General features: G+C 74.3%; 18 protein-coding genes and 1 pseudogene. 6 read left to right on the top strand and 13 right to left on the bottom strand.

Going from position 1 to position 18191, the window contains the following annotated elements; all coding sequences use genetic code 11:
• Window positions 1-46 precede the first annotated feature (46 nt).
• The 6 genes from AC6RUA_RS15345 to AC6RUA_RS15320 are packed head-to-tail and all read right to left on the bottom strand — an operon-like array spanning window position 47 to window position 5821.
• Window positions 47-2155 carry a DUF7286 family protein gene (locus AC6RUA_RS15345; RefSeq protein ID WP_499813864.1) on the bottom strand — a complete coding sequence of 703 codons (2109 nt, stop codon included), beginning with the start codon at window positions 2153-2155 and terminating at the stop codon, window positions 47-49.
• A complete protein-coding gene (locus tag AC6RUA_RS15340; protein WP_499813863.1) occupies window positions 2131-3186 on the bottom strand; it encodes a DUF7286 family protein in 1056 nt (351 codons plus the stop codon). Before AC6RUA_RS15340 ends, AC6RUA_RS15345 begins: the two co-directional genes overlap by 25 nt.
• Window positions 3174-4025, bottom strand: a complete 852-nt coding sequence (locus AC6RUA_RS15335) for a DUF7284 family protein (protein ID WP_499813862.1) — start codon at window positions 4023-4025, stop codon at window positions 3174-3176. The genes AC6RUA_RS15340 and AC6RUA_RS15335 overlap by 13 nt, the downstream gene beginning before the upstream one ends.
• Window positions 4022-4456 carry a DUF7285 family protein gene (locus tag AC6RUA_RS15330; protein WP_499813861.1) on the bottom strand — a complete coding sequence of 145 codons (435 nt, stop codon included), beginning with the start codon at window positions 4454-4456 and terminating at the stop codon, window positions 4022-4024. The genes AC6RUA_RS15335 and AC6RUA_RS15330 overlap by 4 nt, the downstream gene beginning before the upstream one ends.
• Entirely contained in the window at window positions 4431-4898 is a 468-nt protein-coding gene (locus AC6RUA_RS15325) for a DUF7283 family protein (protein WP_499813860.1), read from the bottom strand. The genes AC6RUA_RS15330 and AC6RUA_RS15325 overlap by 26 nt, the downstream gene beginning before the upstream one ends.
• 50 nt (window positions 4899-4948) lie before the next feature.
• On the bottom strand, window positions 4949-5821 hold the full coding sequence (locus AC6RUA_RS15320) for a hypothetical protein (protein WP_499813859.1): 873 nt from the start codon (window positions 5819-5821) through the stop codon (window positions 4949-4951).
• Between the two features lie 135 nt (window positions 5822-5956).
• On the opposite strand from AC6RUA_RS15320, the gene AC6RUA_RS15315 reads away from it, so the two are divergent.
• Window positions 5957-6556 (top strand): hypothetical protein, encoded by a 600-nt coding sequence (locus AC6RUA_RS15315; RefSeq protein WP_499813858.1) that lies wholly within the window; start codon window positions 5957-5959, stop codon window positions 6554-6556.
• A 109-nt stretch (window positions 6557-6665) separates the two neighbouring features.
• On the opposite strand, the pseudogene AC6RUA_RS15310 reads toward AC6RUA_RS15315, so the two are convergent.
• The 3 genes and pseudogenes from AC6RUA_RS15310 to AC6RUA_RS15300 all read right to left on the bottom strand — a co-directional run bounded on the left by AC6RUA_RS15310 (window position 6666) and on the right by AC6RUA_RS15300 (window position 9560).
• Window positions 6666-8608, bottom strand: a pseudogene (locus tag AC6RUA_RS15310) (ATPase, T2SS/T4P/T4SS family).
• Window positions 8515-9123: a DUF7311 family protein gene (locus tag AC6RUA_RS15305; RefSeq protein ID WP_499813857.1), complete on the bottom strand. Its 609-nt coding sequence runs from the start codon at window positions 9121-9123 to the stop codon at window positions 8515-8517. Before AC6RUA_RS15305 ends, AC6RUA_RS15310 begins: the two are co-directional and overlap by 94 nt.
• Window positions 9120-9560 carry a DUF7310 family coiled-coil domain-containing protein gene (locus AC6RUA_RS15300; protein ID WP_499813856.1) on the bottom strand — a complete coding sequence of 147 codons (441 nt, stop codon included), beginning with the start codon at window positions 9558-9560 and terminating at the stop codon, window positions 9120-9122. Before AC6RUA_RS15300 ends, AC6RUA_RS15305 begins: the two co-directional genes overlap by 4 nt.
• Before the next feature lie 74 nt (window positions 9561-9634).
• On the opposite strand from AC6RUA_RS15300, the gene AC6RUA_RS15295 reads away from it, so the two are divergent.
• Window positions 9635-10723, top strand: a complete 1089-nt coding sequence (locus AC6RUA_RS15295) for a tubulin/FtsZ family protein (RefSeq protein WP_499813855.1) — start codon at window positions 9635-9637, stop codon at window positions 10721-10723.
• Here the strand turns inward: AC6RUA_RS15295 and AC6RUA_RS15290 are convergent.
• The gene (locus AC6RUA_RS15290; RefSeq protein ID WP_499813854.1) at window positions 10716-10934 is read right to left on the bottom strand and encodes a hypothetical protein; all 219 of its coding nucleotides are present in this window, start codon (window positions 10932-10934) and stop codon (window positions 10716-10718) included. The genes AC6RUA_RS15295 and AC6RUA_RS15290 overlap by 8 nt on opposite strands.
• A 127-nt stretch (window positions 10935-11061) precedes the next feature.
• Here AC6RUA_RS15290 and AC6RUA_RS15285 point away from each other — a divergent pair, with 127 nt between their 5' ends.
• The 4 genes from AC6RUA_RS15285 to AC6RUA_RS15270 all read left to right on the top strand — a co-directional run bounded on the left by AC6RUA_RS15285 (window position 11062) and on the right by AC6RUA_RS15270 (window position 14401).
• Window positions 11062-11934: a COX15/CtaA family protein gene (locus tag AC6RUA_RS15285; RefSeq protein ID WP_499813853.1), complete on the top strand. Its 873-nt coding sequence runs from the start codon at window positions 11062-11064 to the stop codon at window positions 11932-11934.
• Window positions 11935-12015: 81 nt separating this feature from the next.
• Window positions 12016-12816, top strand: coding sequence for a basic amino acid ABC transporter substrate-binding protein (locus AC6RUA_RS15280; protein ID WP_499813852.1), 801 nt, complete (start codon window positions 12016-12018; stop codon window positions 12814-12816).
• A gap of 11 nt (window positions 12817-12827) precedes the next feature.
• The gene (locus AC6RUA_RS15275; protein WP_499813851.1) at window positions 12828-13664 is read left to right on the top strand and encodes an amino acid ABC transporter permease; all 837 of its coding nucleotides are present in this window, start codon (window positions 12828-12830) and stop codon (window positions 13662-13664) included.
• A complete protein-coding gene (locus AC6RUA_RS15270) occupies window positions 13661-14401 on the top strand; it encodes an amino acid ABC transporter ATP-binding protein (protein WP_499813850.1) in 741 nt (246 codons plus the stop codon). The genes AC6RUA_RS15275 and AC6RUA_RS15270 overlap by 4 nt, the downstream gene beginning before the upstream one ends.
• A gap of 30 nt (window positions 14402-14431) precedes the next feature.
• Here the strand turns inward: AC6RUA_RS15270 and AC6RUA_RS15265 are convergent, their stop codons facing one another.
• The 3 genes from AC6RUA_RS15265 to AC6RUA_RS15255 all read right to left on the bottom strand — a co-directional run bounded on the left by AC6RUA_RS15265 (window position 14432) and on the right by AC6RUA_RS15255 (window position 18126).
• Window positions 14432-15484, bottom strand: coding sequence for a zinc-dependent alcohol dehydrogenase family protein (locus tag AC6RUA_RS15265; RefSeq protein WP_499813849.1), 1053 nt, complete (start codon window positions 15482-15484; stop codon window positions 14432-14434).
• Between the two features lie 58 nt (window positions 15485-15542).
• On the bottom strand, window positions 15543-16514 hold the full coding sequence (locus tag AC6RUA_RS15260; RefSeq protein WP_499813848.1) for a TIGR03557 family F420-dependent LLM class oxidoreductase: 972 nt from the start codon (window positions 16512-16514) through the stop codon (window positions 15543-15545).
• Window positions 16515-16638: 124 nt separating this feature from the next.
• Window positions 16639-18126 carry a replication factor C large subunit gene (locus AC6RUA_RS15255; RefSeq protein WP_499813847.1) on the bottom strand — a complete coding sequence of 496 codons (1488 nt, stop codon included), beginning with the start codon at window positions 18124-18126 and terminating at the stop codon, window positions 16639-16641.
• Window positions 18127-18191 lie beyond the last annotated feature (65 nt).

Below are 18191 nucleotides of genomic sequence, written 5' to 3'. Positions count from 1 at the left end.
GTCAAAACGGTTGCCACTCCGCTGTCCGGTCGACCGGTCCGACGCCTCAGCCCTCGCAGGTCCGGTTCGCGTCGCCGGGGCACGGCCACCCCGCGGAGCGCTCGTCCGCGTTCCCGTCCACGTCGCCGACGCCGCTCTTGCCCGCCGGAACGACGACCGGAATCGCCGTCTCGACGCGGAACGAGACGCGCTCGTCTCGACCGAGTCGTTCGGCGTCGCCGTCGCCGTCCACGTCGAGAGCGACCGCCGACCCGTCGCGGACGTACCGCAGGCGGTCGCCCGCGGCCGTGGGACCGCCGACGGGCGCGGTCACCGAGAACCGCTGGTAGACGCCGCGCACCTCGACGCTCCAGACGTTCGTCGTCGCGTACCAGTAGCCGGGCGCGGGCGCGACCGGGAGACCCGCGAGCACGCCGCCGAACGCGTGGTCCGCGTAGCGCTCGCGGACCGTCCGCTCCGCCGCGCCCGTCTCGTTCGCCACGGCGGCGCGGAGGGCGGCGCGCGCCGCCGCACGCTCGGCGCTCACCGTCGCGTTCGTCACGTCGTGGGGGACCGCGACTCGCTCGCCGTCCGTCCCGTCCGCCAGCGCGACCCGGAGTCCGACGCCGAGGCGGTCGGCGGCGGTCGGCGAGAGGTCGCCGCGCCTCGCGGCCGTCCGCGCGAGTTCGGCCGCGTACGACCCGTTGGTCGCCGCGACCGTCCGAGCGCCGACGCCGGGCCAGCGCGCCTCGGTGGCCCGCACGGCCGACCGGCGCTCGCGGGGCGAGAGCGACGGGGCGCGGACGCGGAGGACCGCGAGCGCGCGCGAGCGGACCCACCGCATCGACGCCGCGACTTCGCTCCGGAGCGCCGCGCGGCGCGCGCGCAGGGTCGCGTTCGACCGCCGGTCGAGCGTCCGGTTCGCGGCGACCAGCGCGCGGCCGGCGGTCCGGAGCGAGGCCGTCCGCCGCGACGGGAGCACCGCGTCCGTCACGGTGTCGGCGGCGTCGCCGTGCGGGAGCGTGAACACGTTCGTGTTCCGCGCCGCGAGGGGGTGGACGGACTCGCTCGACGGGACGGCCGGCGCGTGGCGGTGGCGCACCGCCGACAGCGTGAGGTAGCCGGGTTCCGCGTCCGGCGTCAGGACGACCGACCCGGCCGGTCCCTCCCCGACGGGTCGCGGGGTCGGCGCGGTCGTGTTCGCCGCCGCGTGACTCAGGTCGCCGAGGCGGTCGGCGAACGCCACCCCGTTCTCCTCGATGGTCTCGAGGAACGCGTCGTTGCGGTCGCCGGCGGTCCGCGCCCGGGCGTCGAGCGCCGAGAGCACCCGGTCGAGGTAGGCCGCGCGGGCCGCGACGCGCGCCCGGTCTGCCGGACCGTCGTACGCGCCGCCGGGCGCCGGCGCGTCGACGAGGTCCGCCCGTCGGTCGCGCAGGGCCGCCGCCAGCCGGGCGGGCGCGTTCGCCTCGCCGGTAGCGACGGCGTCGCGCGGAATCGCGACGGTGACGTTGCGCACCCGCTGGCGGAGGCGGGCCGCGTCGGCGTACGCCCAGTCGGCGAGGCGGGCGGGCGGGTCGACGCGAATCGCCGTCGTCTCTGCGGACTCACTCGCACCCTCACCGACCGCTCGCCGGGCGAGCGCGTCGGCGTGGTCGGGACCGCCGAGGAGCCGTGACCGCGCCTCGCTCGGCACGCCCGACAGCGCCGGTCCGTCGAGCGCACCGCCCGGGGAGAAGACCGGGTCGGTCGCACGGTCGGGGCCGGGGAGTTCGGGGTCGTACGCGCCCCGGAGCGTGATGCGGACGACGTACCGGTCGCTCCACTCGACCGTCTCCCGTCGGGTCCGCGCCCCGTTCGTCCACGTCCGCGTCGCCGCGTGGTCGACGCGAATCGTTCGCCAATAGGACGCGAACTGCCGCGATTCGGAGGCGGACGCCGACTCGCGCGTCCGCGAGACGACCGTCCGGTCGGTCCGCGTGTCGACGGCTGCGAGCGTCCAGTTCTCGGACGGCGGCGTCCGCGAGGGGCGACGTCCGTCCTCGACGCTCCGGACGCGGACGCGTCGGGTCGCCTCGGCCCGGTACGCGCCGCGGAGCGCCGCCCGAAACTCCTCGTCGAGGAACGCCGCGAACGCGCGGTCCGCGGTGGCGTTCACGCCGACGGCGAGCGTGTCCACGCCGGCCGGCGAGGCGGCGGGCGCGAGCGTCTCCCCGGTGTCGGATGCGCCGCCCGCTCTGTCTGCGGTTCTGCGGCCGAGAGAACCGTGTCGGTCCACTGCGGACCGCCCCGCGCCGCCGGGACGAGCAGGTCCGTCGCGCCGACGCGCCCGGCCGCTCGGACGAGCGCCGCACGGCCGTCGGGGTCCGCGCGGTCGAACGCCGCCCGCTGTTCGCGCAGCGCCGCACCGTTGGTCGACAGCTCGACGTGACGGTTAGATATCACGTTCTCGACGGGCGCACCGCCGTACTGCGCCAGCCCGCGCGCCTCGGCCACGAGTCCGAGCCGCCACGTCAGCCGCCGGCCGAGTCCGGACCCCTGGAGCGGGCCGGCGTTCAGCCGCCGCTCGTAGCGGGCCGTCCGGTCGTGCATCGCCAGCACCGGGAGCGCGACGACGACGGAGAGAGTCGTCCGCTCGCGCGCGAGGACTCGACCGTTCCCGTCGGGGTCGGTCGGGCCGCCAGTGCGACCCGAATCACCTCGTTCGTCGGCACGGGCCACCAGCGAGACGTTCCGGAGGGTCACCCGGAACGCGGTGCCGCCGTCGACGGCCGCGAGCGAGACCCGGCGCTTCGCCGCCGGGAGGTCGGCGACCGACTCGACGGCCGGGAGCGACGCGGCGGCGCGGACGCCGCCCTCGCGGACGGCGGCGTCGCCGAGTGCGTCCTCGACGGCGAGGTACGTCCGGACGCGGAGCGCGTCGCGGAACGGGGTCGACTCGTTCAGGGCCCCGCCGGCGGACGTGTTCGCCGGTGCGGTGACCGGGTGGCGCGCCGCCTCGCGGGCCGCCGCGGCCGCGGCGGTTCTGACCGCCGGACGCGCGGACGCCTCCGCCCGGTCGAGCGCGGTGTCGACGGCGTGCGTCTCGGCCACCGGGCCGCGGAGCGCGAGCGTGTGCGCGTAGGTGACGCTCCCGAGGAGGAGGACGACGCCCACGAGCGCGAACGGGACGCGCCCGCGGTCGTCGCTCGCGAGACTCACGCGGACCACATCCTGACGACGACGACGACCCGGTCGGTCCGGACGGCCGACGCGGCGGTCCCGGGGTCGTCGAACCGCTCGCGGAGGTCGCTCTCGACGCGCCCAGCGACGGCTGGGCGGAGTCGCGCGTTCGCAGCACGCGGTCCGGCCGCGTCGAGCGTCTCGCTCGCGGTCGTCCCGTACGCCGCGTCCGCGCGCCGGTAGCGGTGGCGGACGAGGCCCGGGAGCGGCGTGTCGTCGCGGAGCGCGAACCGGAGTTTCGACGGCGGGAACAGGCCGGCGACGAGTCGACCCGCTACGCTCTCGGAGACAGCGGCGAATCCACTCGGGCCGGTGTCGGACGCTCCCTCCGGCGGGAACGCGTGGAGGGGGACGGTCACCCGGGCGGCGTGGACCGTCGCGTCCGTCGGCGGTGCCGGACCGACGGCGGCCCGACCGTTCACGTGCGCGCCGGGGTACGGCCGCCAGCGGGCGAGAACTTGCGTCCGAGGCGGGAGCGCCCGGGCGACGGCGGTCCGGACCGCGCGGCGAAAGCCGGCGTCGGTCCGAACCAGCGGCTCGCCGTCGACGGTGAGGTTCCGGAACGCCGCGCGGGCGAGCAGTTCCGCGTGCGTACCGTGGGCGACGCGTTCGAACTCCGGACCGGCCGTCCGGTCGAGTCCCGCGGCCTCCGCGCCGGGCGCGAGCGAGTACGACACGTTCGCGGTGGTCGCCGAGAGCGCCGACGCGACCGCGTCGGCCCGGTCGACGGCCGGGTCGGGCGACGACGAGGGGACGCCCACGACGGTCACCGTCGCCGCGCTCACGAGGAGGAGACACAACCCGGCGTCGAGGACGGTACTGGTCACGCCCACACCACCACCCGGAGCTCGCCCGGGCGAACGCGGCCGGGCGCGCGCCGGACTGCCACCGGGCGGGCCGCGCGGTCGGCGCTCGGCGGCGGGGCGGGGCCGACCGTCCACTCGTGGTCGGCGAGTTCGAGCGTCGCGTTCACGGCGTAGCCGTCGGGTCCGGCGGCGCGAGTCGCGACCGCGAACTCGTCGAGGACGACGACTCCGCCCGTCACGAGACGGTCGTGAACCCGGTCGAGCGTCGGCCGGGCGAGCGACCGGTCGGCGTCGAGGGCCGCACCCGCGTCCGTGAGAACGACGGCGTACGCGCCGAGACCGAGGACGACCGCGAAGACGGCCGCGAGCGCGGCCGTCGGCTCCGTCTGTCCGCGTTCGGACCGCCGAAGCCGGCCGCGCGCGTGTTCACACCGCGGCGACGAGCGTGACATCGACACCCCCCCACGTCACGTGCCGGACGACGAGTCGGTCCGCGGCGACCCACCTCGGCGACGCCTCGCGCGCCGCGTCGACCGACGCGGCGAACCCGTCGGGGGAGCCGAAGGCGCCCTCGGGCGTTCGACCGCGTGCGACGGCGACGAGCGGACCGCGCGTCGCCGGGACGACCGGTCCGAACGCGAACCGGGCGTGCGCGGCGCCCGCGTCGGTCCGGAGGTCGAGTCCGTCGGGCGTCACGCGGACCGCGTCGACCGCGAGGCGGTACTCTCCGCTCGCCGGCGGGTCCGCGGCCGCGACGCCGTCGACGAGGTCTGCCGGCGCGGCCGCGTTCGGCGGCGGGGCGGTCGGGAGTCCGAAGGCGGTACCGAGCGTCGCGGTGGCGGCCGCGGCGACGCCGAGCCACGCGTACCACGCGTCGGCGGGTGCGTCGAACACGGGGTGGGTGGTCCCGGTATCCGACTTAAACCTCGGGCGCTCGCGACCGCCTACAGGAGGAGACCCGCGCCGACCACGCCCCCGAGGAACGACCCGGTCGCCGCGAGGAGCGCGAGGCCGACGCGTCGCGCGAGGAGCCACCGGTCGAGCCCGCGCTCGACACCGGTCGCGAGTCCGGTCAGCAGGACCGCGAGGAGGAGGACGTACGCGCCCACCGCGGGGCCGAGTACGGTCGGCGGGAGCGACGGTGCCGAGCCGCCGAGCGCGCCCGTCCCACTCGTGACACCGGTCGGTTGTCGGCCGGTCGCGGCGGCGAGCCGGCCGGCGAGCGCGACCGTCGCGCCGCCGACGAGCGGGCCGAACAGCGCCGCCGTGTTCGTCAGCGTCTCGGTCACCGACGCCAGTTCGCGCCGGGCGGCGCGCTCGTGTTCGCGCAACTCGTCCAGCCGCTCGGCGTGGTCGAGGAGCGCCTCGCCCGCCGGCCGGCCCTCCCGGGCGGCGACCGCGAGCAGCGCGGCCGCGCCGCCGAGCCGCGGACTCGTCGCGTCGGCGAACGGGCCGTGCTCGCCGAGGAACGCGCGCCTGACGCCGATTCGGAGCGCGAGGCGACGACGTGTCGCCTCCTCGAACGCCGCGCCGGCCGGCCCCGAGAGGTCGTCGCCGGCCCGGGCGACCGCGGTCTCGACCGCCTCCCCCTCGGCGACTCGTCGACCGACCAGCGCGAGCGCGTCCGGGAGTTCCGCCTCGACGTCTCGCACTCGCTCGCGGACGGCGACGACCGGCCGGGCGTGGACGACGAGCGCGGTCCCGGTCCCGCAGCCGACCGCCGCGACCGGCCCCGCCCAGTCGGCGACGAGAGCAGCGGCGAGGAGCCAGCCGCCGACGGCAGCTCCGGCCCCCGCGACGGCGCTACGGGCACGCACGTCCGGCACGTCGGGGTGCGCGCGGGTGACCCGCGGCGGCGGGAACGCGACCGGCGCGAGAGGAGGAGACGCGCGCCGGCGACGGCGACGACTGCCGGGAGCAGCACGTCGTAGACGAGGACGAACGCCCCGGCCGTGACGGGAACGCCGACGGCGGCCGCCGCGGGCAACGCGCCGACGAGCGCGAGCGGGAGGAGGACGCCGAACGCGTACAGCCCGGTGAGCGGCCCGCGGACGTCGCCCGCGAACGAGGCGGCGCGGTCGCGGAGGGCTGCGTCGAGCGTCGAGAGCGCCCGGTCGAGCGTCCGGTCCCGGCGCGCTGACGGGGCGTCGGCCGCCGACAGGACGAGTGCGACGGCGCGGTCGAGCGCCGGGAACCACGGCGTCCACGCGTCGGCGAGCGCGCCGAGACCGGACCGTGGCGTTCCCCGTGCCGCGGCGACGCGGGTGTCGAGCGCGTCAGCCAACGGACCGTCGCCGCGGCGGGCCGCGAACCGGGCGGCGCGCTCGGGGGTGGGGTCGAGGCGCATCCGGAGGACGACCGAGCCGAGCAGCCCGGTCGCCGCGCCGAGCGCGCGTGTCCGTCGGAGCACCGCGAGCGCGAGCGGTCCGCGTCGGACCGCGAGTGCGACGCCCGCACCGACGGCGAGCGCCGCGAGCGGCGCGGCCGTCACTCGTCCGACCGCCACAGCGCAGACGGCCGCGGCGACGCCCGCGAGGGCGGCGACGACGTAGCCGGCGCGCAGGAGCGTCGCAGGGTCGTGCGGCCAGTCGAGAAACCGGAGCGCGCGGACGAACTCCTCGTCGGCGTCGACCGTCCCCGGGTAACTGGCGGCGAGCCGTCTCAGCATCGGCGATTCGTCCGGGCGGACGGTCCGGAGTCGGCGACCGGGTCCGCAGACGCGTCCGTCGCGTCGGTGCCGGTCCGGCCGTCGGCCGCGAGGTCACGGAACCGCGCCGCCCTGTCGACGAGTGCTGCACGGACGTCGGCGTACGACTCGCCCGGCCCGGCGAGGCCCGCGAGGAGTGCGCTCTCACCCCGGTCGACCAGACCGGTCGGCGTCGCGGCGCCGGCGTCGCCGGTGGACGCATTGGTCGCCCCCTTCCCCCGCTCGAACAGCGCCGCGAACCGGGTGCCGTCGTCGCCCGAATCTCTCGCGTCCGCCTGCACTTCCTCGACGGCGTCGAGGCGGCGGTCGGGGCCGAGCGTGACGACGAAGTCGGTCGCCGCGAACGACGAGGCGGGAACACCGAGGTCGGAGACGACCCGTTCGCGGACCGACTCGCCGCCGGTTCCGTGGATGGTTCCGAGCACCGCGTCGGCCGCGGCGCCGACGCGCATCGCCTCGTACAGCGCGCGCGCCTCCTCGCCGCGCACCTCGCCGAGAACCAGGCTCCCCTCTCCCAGCCGGAGTGCGGCGCGGACCGCCTCGGTCGGCGAGAGCGCGTCGTCGGCGTCGGTTCCCACCCGGAGCGCCTGGACGTCCCGACCGGCGTCGCGGAGCGCACCCGTCGGGAGTTCTGGCGTGTCCTCCACGACGACCGCCCGAGTCGCCGCCGGGAGTTCCCACAGGAGCGCTCCCAGCGTCGTCGTCTTGCCCGCGCCGCGCGGGCCGGCGACGAGACCGGCCGCGCCGCGCTCGACCGCGAGCGAGCAGAGCGCGGCCGCGCGCGCGGGAGCGACCCGGCGGCGACGAGGCGCGCGAGCGTCCACGGGTCGTCGTCCGCGCGGCGGAACGCGAACGCCGGACCCTCGCTCGCCGGGTCGGTGACGCCGGCGACGCGGACGCCGTCGAGCGTCGCGTCCGCGGTCGGACTGGCGCGCGAGAACGCCCGCCCGCTGGCCGCGCGGACCCGCGAGGCGAGCGTCTCCGCGTCCGCGCGCGAGAACCGCACGTTCGTCGTCGCCCGGTCGCCGTCGAGAACCACCCGGAGCGGCGTCGTCGCCACCGGTGCGGTGAGGTACGCGTCCGTCAGCCGCGGGTCCGCGAACAGGTCGTCGAGCAGGCCGTTCCCGCGCGTGTGCTTCGCCAGAATCGCGCTCAGACGCTCGACCGGGTCGCCGTCGCCGGCGACCGCTCGGACCGCGCGTCCCGGTGCGCGCTCGCCCCCCTCGACGGTCCCGTCGGCGAGGCGGCGACGAGCCGCTTCGAGCGTCGCCAGTTCGTCCGCGCTCAGGTCCGCGCCCGCCGGGACGAGGTGGTAGTGGTCGCGCGGGCCGTCGGTCCCGTACAGGCGGACGCGCGCACCGGTGTCGAGTTCGTACGCGTCGCACAGGGTCGCCCCCTCCGGCGGGTCCGTGACGGCGCGGCCGTGTGCGACGGCGGGGGCGACCGCCGCGCGGTACGCGCCGTCCGGGCCGAGGCCGTCGGCACACTCGGCAAGCCCCGTCTCGGCCGCGATGCGCGCGACGGGACCGGCCCGGCCGGTCGCCTCCCGGGCGGCCGCGAGCGGGTCGCGCGTCGCTCGCGTCGCGAGCGCGTCGTCGTGGAACGCCGCGCGCTCGACGAACCGACCCGCCGCGAGGAGCAACGCGGCGGTGCGACCGTCGTACGTCCGTTCGAGGCCGTTCGCGCGGGTCCGCACCACGTCGGCGTCGCGGTCCGCGAGGGCGTCGACAACGGTCGCCCTGCAGTCGGGGGCGGCGGCGAGGTCACCCCGTCCGGGGCAGTCGTCGGCGTCGACCCGGAGCGTCACGCGCCCGTCGGCGGCACCCGCCGGGGTCCGCCGTTCGGCTCGGCACCGGCACGCCCGGTCGTCGTCCCGGAAGCGGTCGAGGAGTCGCATGGGGCGGGTGGCCCCGTCACCCCACTTGAACCTCCGGCCCGACCGGCGGTCGCCGTCGACGCTCCCCCAGTGGTCGCGCGGACCGCGGTCGTCCCGCCGACGCGGACGTGCCGGAGGACGACCCGGTGGTCGCCCGCGTCGCGGAGGACGACCGGACCGACCGATCCGTCGAGGGGGACGCGGAGGCGGCGGACGACGGGAGCGCCGTCGCCGAGCGCGTAGACGACGCGTCCGCGGTCGCCCGGCCGGGCACCCGGACAGAGCGCGACGAAGCGGACCGCGGCCTCGGTGAGCGAGCGCGAGGGGAGCCGGAGGCGGAGGACTCGCCGCGCCCCCCTGTCCCCGGGCGCGACGGCGGCGTCGCTCGCGGCGAGGTCGCGTGCAGCGCGGTCGAGACGGCCCACGTCTCGGTCGAGCGCCGCCGCGGTCCGGTCCGCGCGGGCGTCCGCGATGGCGGGGAGCGACACGCCGAACAGCGCGACCGCGAGCGCGGCGGCGAGGACCGCGCGAATCACAGCGCGTCGCGGAGCCGCGCGGCGATTCCGCCCTCCGGACTCGCGCCGGTGTCGTCCGTGTTCGGCTCGCTCGCGCCGAGCGCCTCCGGGTCGGGCGTGTGCGAGTCGAGCGCGTCCGGCGCGTCGGGCGGTGCGTCGTCGGGCGTCAGTTCCTCGACCCGCGCGAGCGCGAGGTCGGCGCGCCGCTCCACGTCGCGGTTGACGGCGCGGACGCCGCCGACGTACCCGCGGAGCGCCTGCGTGGCCGCCTCCAGTTCGGTCACGCGCTCCTCCAGGTCGGCGAGCGTCGCCTCGACGCGCGCGAGTCGGTCCTCGGCCGCGGCGGCGTCCGCGATGTCGGCGGGCGCCGCACCGTCGTCGGTGACCGCGCGCTCGACGGCCGCGAGTCGTTCCTCGAGCGTCGTCGTCTCGGCGGATTCCGTCGGGTCGTCCGGCATGCGCCGGGTGGTCGCCTCATGATTGATAAACGGTGGGAAGCGTTCAAGCGGGGAGGGGGCGCAAACCGTCGCGTATGAGGACGGCCCTCGTCGGAGTGGGCCAGGCCGGGGGGAAGGTGACCGCCGCGCTGGTCGACTTCGACCGCGAACACGGATTCGGTGCCGTCACCGGGGCACTCGCAGTGAACAGCGCGACGGCGGACCTCCAGCCGCTGGGCCTCGACACCGTCCTCGTCGGGCGGGAGCGCGTGAACGGGCACGGCGTCGGGGGTGACAACGAACTCGGGGCCGAGGTGATGCAGTCGGACGCGTCGGAGGTGATGGCGGCGCTCGACGGCCGGGTCACCGCGGCGGCGGAGGCCGTCATCGTCGTCGCCGGTCTCGGCGGCGGCACCGGGTCCGGCGGCGCGCCGGTGCTCGCGAAGGAACTGAAGCGAGTGTACGACGTGCCCGTCTACGCGCTCGGCGTCCTACCGGGCGAGAACGAGGGCGCGATGTACCAGGTGAACGCCGGGCGTTCGCTCAAGACGCTGGCCCGCGAGGCGGACTCGACCCTGCTCGTCGACAACGACGCGTGGCGCTCGTCGGGCGAGAGCCTGGAATCGGGGTTCGACGCCATCAACGCGCGCATCGCCCGCCGCGTGGGTCTGCTGCTCGCGGCCGGGGAGTCGACCGACGGCGTCGCCGAGAGCGTCGTGGACGCGAGCGAGGTGAGCAACACGCTCCGGAGTGGCGGTATCGCCGCCCTCGGCTACGCCAGCGCCGAGGCCACGGACGACCCGGACGCGAACGTCAACGTCGTGACGAGCGCCGCACGAAACGCGGTGTTCACCGGCTGTAGCCTCCCGGAGGCGACCGACGCGGACGCCGCGTTGCTCGTCGCCGCCGGCCGGCCGGACCGCATCTCGCGGAAGGGCGTCGAGCGAGCGCGAGGCTGGCTGGAGGAGGAGACGGGGAGCGTACAGGTCCGCGGCGGCGACTTCCCGCTCGACACCGACCGTCTCGCCGTCCTCGTCCTCCTCGGGGGGGTGGAGCGCTCCGAGCGTGTTCGAGCGTTCATGCGGCGCGCCGCGGAGGCCCAGGACGCGGCCGACCGGCAGGCCGAGCGCGCGTCGAACGCCGACAAACTGTTCGAGAACGAGCAGCTCGACGGCCTCATCTGAGACCCGGGAGACGACCGCTCGGGAGCCGGGACCGGAGCGGCGGGCGGACGACGCGAGGGCGCCACTCGGGCGAGAGGACGCCGACAGCGCCGACGAGGAACTCGAGGACTGCGACCCCGACCCCGGTGGGTGCGGCGTCGCCCGTCGACACGTCGGTCAGGAACCAGCCGAACGGCAGTGCGAGCAGTCCGAGTCGGTACCGGAGGGACACGGCCGCCGGGTCGACCCAGCGTCCGATAGCGTTTCTGACCGATACCAGCCGTGGCGCGTCGAGAGCAGACCGACGGTCGTCTCCCCGCTTGGACAGCCATAAGTACGCCGCCCCCCGAATTCCACCGATGACACGCGGACCCGATTGGCTCACGTTCCGCCGGTACGCGGCGTTCACGACGGGCATGACGCTCACCCTCGTGATGCTCGGGGTCTACACGGCCGCGACCGGGTCCGGACTGGCGTGCGCACAACAGTGGCCGCTGTGCGACGGCGGCGTCCTCCCGCAGACGGTCCCCTCGTTCATCGAGTGGTTCCACCGGCTGTGGGCGATGGTGACCGGCTTCCTCATCGTCGGCGTCGCGGCGTGGGCGTGGCGGGCGGGACGGTCCCGCACCGCGCGGTGGTCGGCGACGGGCGCGCTGGTGCTCACCCCGCTGCAGGCCATCTTCGGGGCGATAACGGTGACGCTGAACGGTCGGCTCCCGGGCGGGTACTCACCCCCGGTTCACGCCGCCCACTTCGTCACCGGCTTCGGCATCTTCGCGCTGCTCGCGTACGCGACGCTCACGGCCTACGAGGGCGCGTACGACCGGAGCGCGCCGGCGCGGACGCGTGCGGCGGTCGGCGTCGCGCTCGTCGGTCTGCTCGCCGGCGTGGTGTTCTCGCGGCTGCCGCCGCTGCTCGCGTACGCCCCGTGGGCGCAGGCCACCTTCTACGGCGTCTCGCTCGCGGCGTTCGCCGCGCTGCTCGGCGCGACCCGCTGGCTCGCGCGCGTCGACGACGCCGAGCGGTTGCGGACCGCGACCGGTCTCGCCGCCGTGCTGCTGTTCGTCGCCATGCTGCTCGGACGCGACCTGGTCTACTACACGCCGGCCGTCCGCCTCGTGAACGCGGCCGCCGTGGCCGGAGCGGTCGCACTCGTCGCCGCCGTCGGCTGGGCGCTCAGACACGAGGACGGCCCGGGCGCGTCGCCCGCCTACGGCTCGACGGACGACTGAACCAGACGGCGCGCCCGGGTACGCCGGGGGTGACCGGCCCATCGAAGATGCCTTGTACACACCGGGACAACGGGGAGTGTCATGGATAGACGTACGTACCTCAGGTCCGCGGGGGCGGCCGGTGCCGCGCTCGCGGCGGCCGGCTGTCTCGGCGGCGGCGGCTCCGAGACCATCCAGATCGGGTCCGACATCCCGTACCCCCCGTTCGAGTACATGGAGGACGGCGAGGTGGTCGGCTTCGACCCGGCCATCGCGCAGGCGGTGTTCGCGGACGAACTCGGCCACGAGTACCAGTTCAACGACACCTCGTTCGACGGCATCATCACGGCGCTGAACAACGGGAACTTCCGGGTCATCATGTCCGCGATGACCATCACCGACGAACGCGCGCAGAAGGTGAGCTTCTCTGACCCGTACTTCACGGCGTACCAGACCATCGCGGTACTGGAGAGTTCCGACATCCAGTCGGAGGAGGACCTCCGCGGGAAGAACGTCGGCGTCCAGAAGGGGACGACCGGGGAGGGTGCGGCCGAGAGCCTGAAGGAGGAACTCGGCGGCGAGATGACGCTGAAGCGGTACGACAACATCGCCGCGGCGTTCAACGCGCTGTTGAACAACCAGGTCGCCGCCGTCATCAACGACAACACGGTCAACGCCCAGTACGTCAGCCAGAACGACGACGAACTCCGGTTCGTCGAGGGCGAGGGCGCGGCCGCCGAGGCGGGACGCGAGGCCCCGCCGTACCTCACGCTCTCCGTCGAGGACTACGGCATCGCGTTCCGGCAGGACGACGACATGGTGAGCGACGTGAACGACGCGCTCGCCACCATCAAGGAGAGCGGCACGTACGACGAGATATACTCCGAGTACTTCGCGGGGTGACCCGCGGGCCAATGGCCGGGTCGCACGCGGACGAGACCGGGACGGAGCGTGACGGCGGGCAGTTCGCCTCCGACGAGACGCTCCGGCTGGTCAGCATGGCGGCGGCGGGCGCGTTCACGCTGCTCGTGCTCGCGTTTCTGGGAGTGGTCCTCGCGCTGTTCGTCGACTACGGGCTGCTCGTCGACATCGTCACGCCCCCGTCGCCGTTCCTCGACGCGTTCGCGCTCGTCGTGGGAATCGTGGTCGTCGGGAGCATCACGTCGGTCATCGCGGGCGTGTTCGTCGGACTGGGACGGGTGTCCAAGACGACGTTCACGCGCAGCATCGCGCGGGGGTACGTCGAGTTCTTCCGCGGGACGCCGCTGTTGTTTCAGCTCATCGCCATCTACTACGGCATCCCCGCGCTGTGGGCCACCGGGTCGTTCCCCATCGAGAACTGGGAGGTGCCCGCGGCGCTCATCGGTCTGACGCTGAACCACGCCGCGTACGTCGGCGAGGCCACCCGGGGCGGCATCGAGGCGGTGCCACGTGGACAGATGGAGGCGGCCCGCTCGCTGGGGATGAGCTACGTCCAGTCGATGCGCGAGGTCATCCTCCCGCAGGCGTGGCGGAACGCGCTCGCGGCCATCGGGAACGACCTCGTCATCCTCGTGAAGGACACCTCGCTGCTCACGGTCATCGCGGTGTCCGAACTCATCAGCGCGTTCCAGAACACCTACTCCACCACGTTCGACCCGTGGACGCCGCTGGTGGTCGTCGCGGTGCTGTACCTCCTCATCACGGTGCCGCTCGGGATGGTCGTGAACTACGCCGAGGAGCGGGCCGACCCGGCAGGGGGACGGCGATGAGCCGGTCGGGTCCCCTGCTGGAGTACGACGGCGTGGACAAGTATTTCGGCGAGACGCACGTGCTGAAGGACATCGACCTCGCGGTCGACGAACAGGAGGTCTGCGTCGTCATCGGCCCCTCGGGGTCGGGCAAGTCGACGCTGCTGCGGTGTACGAACCGGCTCGAGGAGATACAGAGCGGCGAAATCAGGCTGGACGGCACGCCGCTCACCGACCCGGACGCCGACATCAACCGCCTCCGACAGCGCATCGGGATGGTGTTCCAGTCGTTCAACCTCTTCCCGCACAAGACCGCTCTGGAGAACGTCGCGCTCGCGCCGATCAAGGTTCGGGGCGTCGAGCGGTCGGCGGCGCGCGAGCGCGCACACGACCTGCTCGAACGGGTCGGGCTGGCGAACCAGACGTCGTCGTACCCCGGACAGCTCTCGGGCGGCCAGCAACAGCGGGTCGCCATCGCGCGGGCGCTGGCGATGGACCCGCAGGTGATGCTGTTCGACGAGGTGACCTCCGCGCTCGACCCGGAACTCGTCGGGGAGGTACTCGAGGTGATGCGCACGCTCGCCGAGGAGGGGATGACCATGATGGTCGTCACCCACGAGATGGGGTTCGCCCGCGAGGTTGCCGACTCGGTCGTACTGATGGCCGACGGCGAACTCGTCGAGCGCACGCCGCCCGAGCAGTTCTTCGACGAACCGACGACCGACCGCGGCCGGCGGTTCCTCTCGAAACTGCTGTGAGTCACCGCGCTTCGAGCGTGACCGCCGGCGTCAGAACGTGAGAACCTCGACGCCGTCCGTCTCGTAGTCCGTCATGGCGGCGAGCCGGTCCGGCACCGCGTCGAGGTCGACCTCCCGACCCACGAGGCTCCCGGGCGAGAGGTCGCCGGCCTCCAGCAGTCCGAGGAGTTCGTCGTAGCGCGTCGGCGGCATCCCGCGCGACCCGAGGAAGTCCACCTCCCAGCGCGTCATGGCGTCAGTCGGGAGCGACACCTCGCCCTCCTCGGCGTCCGTCGTCAGTCCGACCTGCACGTGCGTCCCCCGCTCTCGCAGGCAGTTCACCGAGTTGCGGCACGTCTCCGCGCGCCCGAGCGCGTCCATCGAGGCGTGCGCGCCGCCCGTCGCGCTCTCGACGGCTTCGACCGGGTCCTCCTCGCGGCCGTTCACCGTGGCGTCCGCGCCCGCGGCCGCCGCCCGCTCCAGTTTACCGTCGGCGATGTCGACGGCGACGACCCGCGCGCCGAGAGCGTCCGCCACGTGGACCGCCGAGAGACCGACGCCGCCGCAGCCGTGGACCGCGACCCACTCGCCCGCCGACACGTCCGCCCGGTGGGCGAGCGCGTGGAACGCCGTCATGAACCGACAGCCGAGCGCGGCCACGTCGCGGGCCGCGACGCCGTCCGGGAGCCGCATCGCGTTGTAGTCGGCGTGCGGGACGTGGACACGCTCCGCGAACGCGCCCGGCGCGGCCCGCTCGAACCCGAGTGCGCGGCCGTCGAGACAGGTGTTCCCGTGCCCGTTGAGACACTCCCCGCAGGCCCCACACCCGAGGTTGAACGGGACCGCAACCCGGTCGCCCTCGCGGACCGACTCCACGCGGTCCCCGACGTCGACCACCGTGCCCGCGGGTTCGTGACCCAGCACGAAGTCCGTGGGCACCCGGTCGTCCGCCCACTCGCCGTGGCCCTGCCAGGCGTGCCAGTCCGACCGACAGACGCCGCACGCCTCGACGTCGACGACGACGCCGTGCGGTTCGACGTCGGGGTCCGGCACGTCGGTCACGTCCAGCGGCTCCCCGTACTCACGGAGGACGGCTGCTCGCATGCGCTGGCGTTCGCACACGGGGGGTAAAAACCGACGCGTCCCGGCGACGACCGGTCCCTTACTGGAAGGAGGGGAGGACTTCGGACTCGTAGAACTCGATGGCCTTCTCCTGCTCGTCGCCGACCTGGTGGACGTACACGTGGTCGAACCCCTCGTCGAGACACTCCTGCAGGCTCTCGACGTGGTCGTCCGGGTCCCGGGAGGTGACCATGCTCCCCTGGCGGATGTCGTCCTCGGAGACCATCTGGCTCGCCTGCTCGAAGTGGACCGGCGTCGGGAGTTCCTGGTTGAGTTCGCCCGGGAGTTCCGACTGTCGCCAGTTCTCGTGGGCGGTCGACACCGCTTCGTCCTCGCTGTCGGCGTAACAGACGGTTATCTGGGTCATCGCGGGACCGTCCTCGGGGCCGCCGGCCTCGTGGTAGGTGTCCAGTAAGTCGCCCTGCGGTCCCGTGGTCCAGAAGCCGTCGGCGTGGTCGGCGCCGTACTCCGCGGCCTTCTCGCCGAACGCCGAGACGCAGATCTCGGGGAGCGTCTCGGGGAGCGTGAACAGTTTCGCGTTCTCGACGGTGTAGTGGTCCCCGTGGTGGCTGACGTTCTCGCCGGTCCAGAGCTTCCGGATGACCTCGACGCACTCCTTCAGCATCTCCATCCGGACCTCCATCTCGGGCCAGCGCTGACCCGAGACGTGTTCGTTGAGGTTCTCGCCGGTGCCGACGCCGAAGTAGAACTGTCTGTCGGGAATCATCGCGGCGGCCGTCGCGACGGCCTGCGCGGTGATGACGGGGTGCATTCGGAAGGCGGGCGCGGAGACGCCGACGCCCAAGTCGACGTCGTCGGTGGCCTCCGCGACGCCGCCGAGCGTCCCCCAGACGAACGAGGACTCCCCCTGCTCGCGGAGCCACGGGTGGACGTGGTCGGCCGCCGAGAGGAACTCGAAGCCCGCCTCCTCGGCGCGGCGCGCGACGTCCACCAACTCCGTCGGACCGAACTCCTCGCTCGAGAGCGTGTACCCGATTGCTGTGTCTGACATAGGAAGGTACGCGGGCGCGGTCACCGCGCCCGACTGTCGGCGACTCACCCGGGTGTCGTGTAAAGCTACTCGCCGCACCCGCAAGCCGGGCGGCCGGTCCCGAACGTCGGGCCGACTCGGGGACTCAGAAGTCGCTGAAGCTCGTCTGACCGTCGTCGCTGTCCCCCGCGTCTTCGGCGTCTTCCGCGTCCGCGTTCTCCGCCGTGCCGGTCTCGCCGTCCGTGCCGGCCGCCGCTTCGGCGTCCGTCGCGTCGTGCCGTCCCGACGCCGGTCCGTCGGTCTCGCCGTCGCCCGCGGTCGGCATCCCCGCGAACGCCCCTCCGGAGTGCTCCTCCATCAGGTCCTCGCGCATCGCCTCGGCGTCGGCGACGATGGACTCCACCTTGTTCGTCGTCTCGCCCGACCCGGTGACGAACGAGACGTGCGACTCGTCGAACTCGTAGGCCGCCGCCATCCGAACCGTCAACTCCCGCGGCTTGCAGTGGTGGGTCATCGCCGCGAGGAACGGGAGCACCTCGCGGCGCGCCGTCGCCATCGAGAACCCGCCCGCCGTCGCCACCTGCCGGACGACGTGGTCGGCCGTCTTCGAGGTTGAGTGGTAGAACTGCGGGCGGCCCCAGCGGGTCCACCCCCCCTTCGTCCCGTCGCGGGCCGCCGCGACGCCGGCCGCGAGGTTGTCGCCCGCGTAGCGCCAGTAGGAGTAGTCCTGGCTCGCACGCACGCGCCCCAGCCACACGTCGGCGTCCGCGAGGTGGTCGTACGCGCGGACCGCCTCGCTCGGCTCGTACACCTTCAGCATGTTGTCCTCGACCCACTTCGTCAGGTCGTCGGGGGTCTCGTCCACGTCGTAACTGGAGTACAGTACGTCCCGGGCCGACTCCCCCTCCTTGAGCACCAGGTCGAGGAACGGAAAGATGCCCATCGAGCGGTCCCGGTCGCCCGTCACGACGTCGTCGAGCGTGAGCCTGTCGTGCCCGTCCGCGACCGCCTGGAGGTCGTTGACTGCGCCGCGCAGGTCACCGGCGTTCCGCTCGGCGATGCGGTCGAGCGCGTCCGCGTCGAACTCGACGCCCTCCTTCCGGCAGATGTCGCGGAGCACGGGAACGATAGAGCGCTTGCCGACGTCGCGGAACTCGATGTCGCGGGTGGCGTTGCGCAGCCCCCGCGACATGTCGTAGTACTCGTTGGCGATGAGGACGATGGGCTGGCCCGCGTCCTTCACGAGCGACGTGATGGCGCCCGCGCCGCCGCGGTCGTAGGTGCCGTGGATGTTGTCCGCCTCGTCGAGGACGATGAGCTGTCGGCCCCCCGTTTCGTCCGCGCCGCTCGCCCCCCCGAGCGTCGCGTTGTTGGCGGCCCGGCCGGCGTACCGCTCGATGACGTCGGCCGTCCGCTGGTCGGAGGCGTTGAGTTCGACCGTCTCCCACCCCATGTCGGCCGCGAGCGCGTGCGCCGCCGACGTCTTCCCGACGCCGGGCGCGCCGTGGAGGACGACCGCCTCGCGGTGGTCGTCCCACGACTCCGCCCACTCGCGGAACGCGTCGACGGCCGTGTCGTTGCCGCGCAGTTCCGAGAGCGAGCGCGGTCGGTACTTCTCCGTCCAGTCTGCCATTACCTGATGGTCGTCGGAGGCGCGTTTAGTGGTTGCGGAGCGGTCACTCCTCGTTCTCGCTCAGG

Source organism: Halorarum sp. SLYT50 (assembly GCF_059821265.1).
This window is presented reverse-complemented; position numbering and strand designations above follow the sequence as displayed.

Coding starts and splice junctions, on each gene's coding strand:
- AC6RUA_RS15255 (WP_499813847.1), bottom strand. CDS start 18,126: ATGGCAGACTGGACGGAGAAGTACCGACCGCGCTCGCTCTCGGAACTG.
- AC6RUA_RS15280 (WP_499813852.1), top strand. CDS start 12,016: ATGGATAGACGTACGTACCTCAGGTCCGCGGGGGCGGCCGGTGCCGCG.
- AC6RUA_RS15330 (WP_499813861.1), bottom strand. CDS start 4,456: ATGTCACGCTCGTCGCCGCGGTGTGAACACGCGCGCGGCCGGCTTCGG.
- AC6RUA_RS15260 (WP_499813848.1), bottom strand. CDS start 16,514: ATGTCAGACACAGCAATCGGGTACACGCTCTCGAGCGAGGAGTTCGGT.
- AC6RUA_RS15275 (WP_499813851.1), top strand. CDS start 12,828: ATGGCCGGGTCGCACGCGGACGAGACCGGGACGGAGCGTGACGGCGGG.
- AC6RUA_RS15270 (WP_499813850.1), top strand. CDS start 13,661: ATGAGCCGGTCGGGTCCCCTGCTGGAGTACGACGGCGTGGACAAGTAT.
- AC6RUA_RS15285 (WP_499813853.1), top strand. CDS start 11,062: ATGACACGCGGACCCGATTGGCTCACGTTCCGCCGGTACGCGGCGTTC.
- AC6RUA_RS15300 (WP_499813856.1), bottom strand. CDS start 9,560: ATGCCGGACGACCCGACGGAATCCGCCGAGACGACGACGCTCGAGGAA.
- AC6RUA_RS15265 (WP_499813849.1), bottom strand. CDS start 15,484: ATGCGAGCAGCCGTCCTCCGTGAGTACGGGGAGCCGCTGGACGTGACC.
- AC6RUA_RS15295 (WP_499813855.1), top strand. CDS start 9,635: ATGAGGACGGCCCTCGTCGGAGTGGGCCAGGCCGGGGGGAAGGTGACC.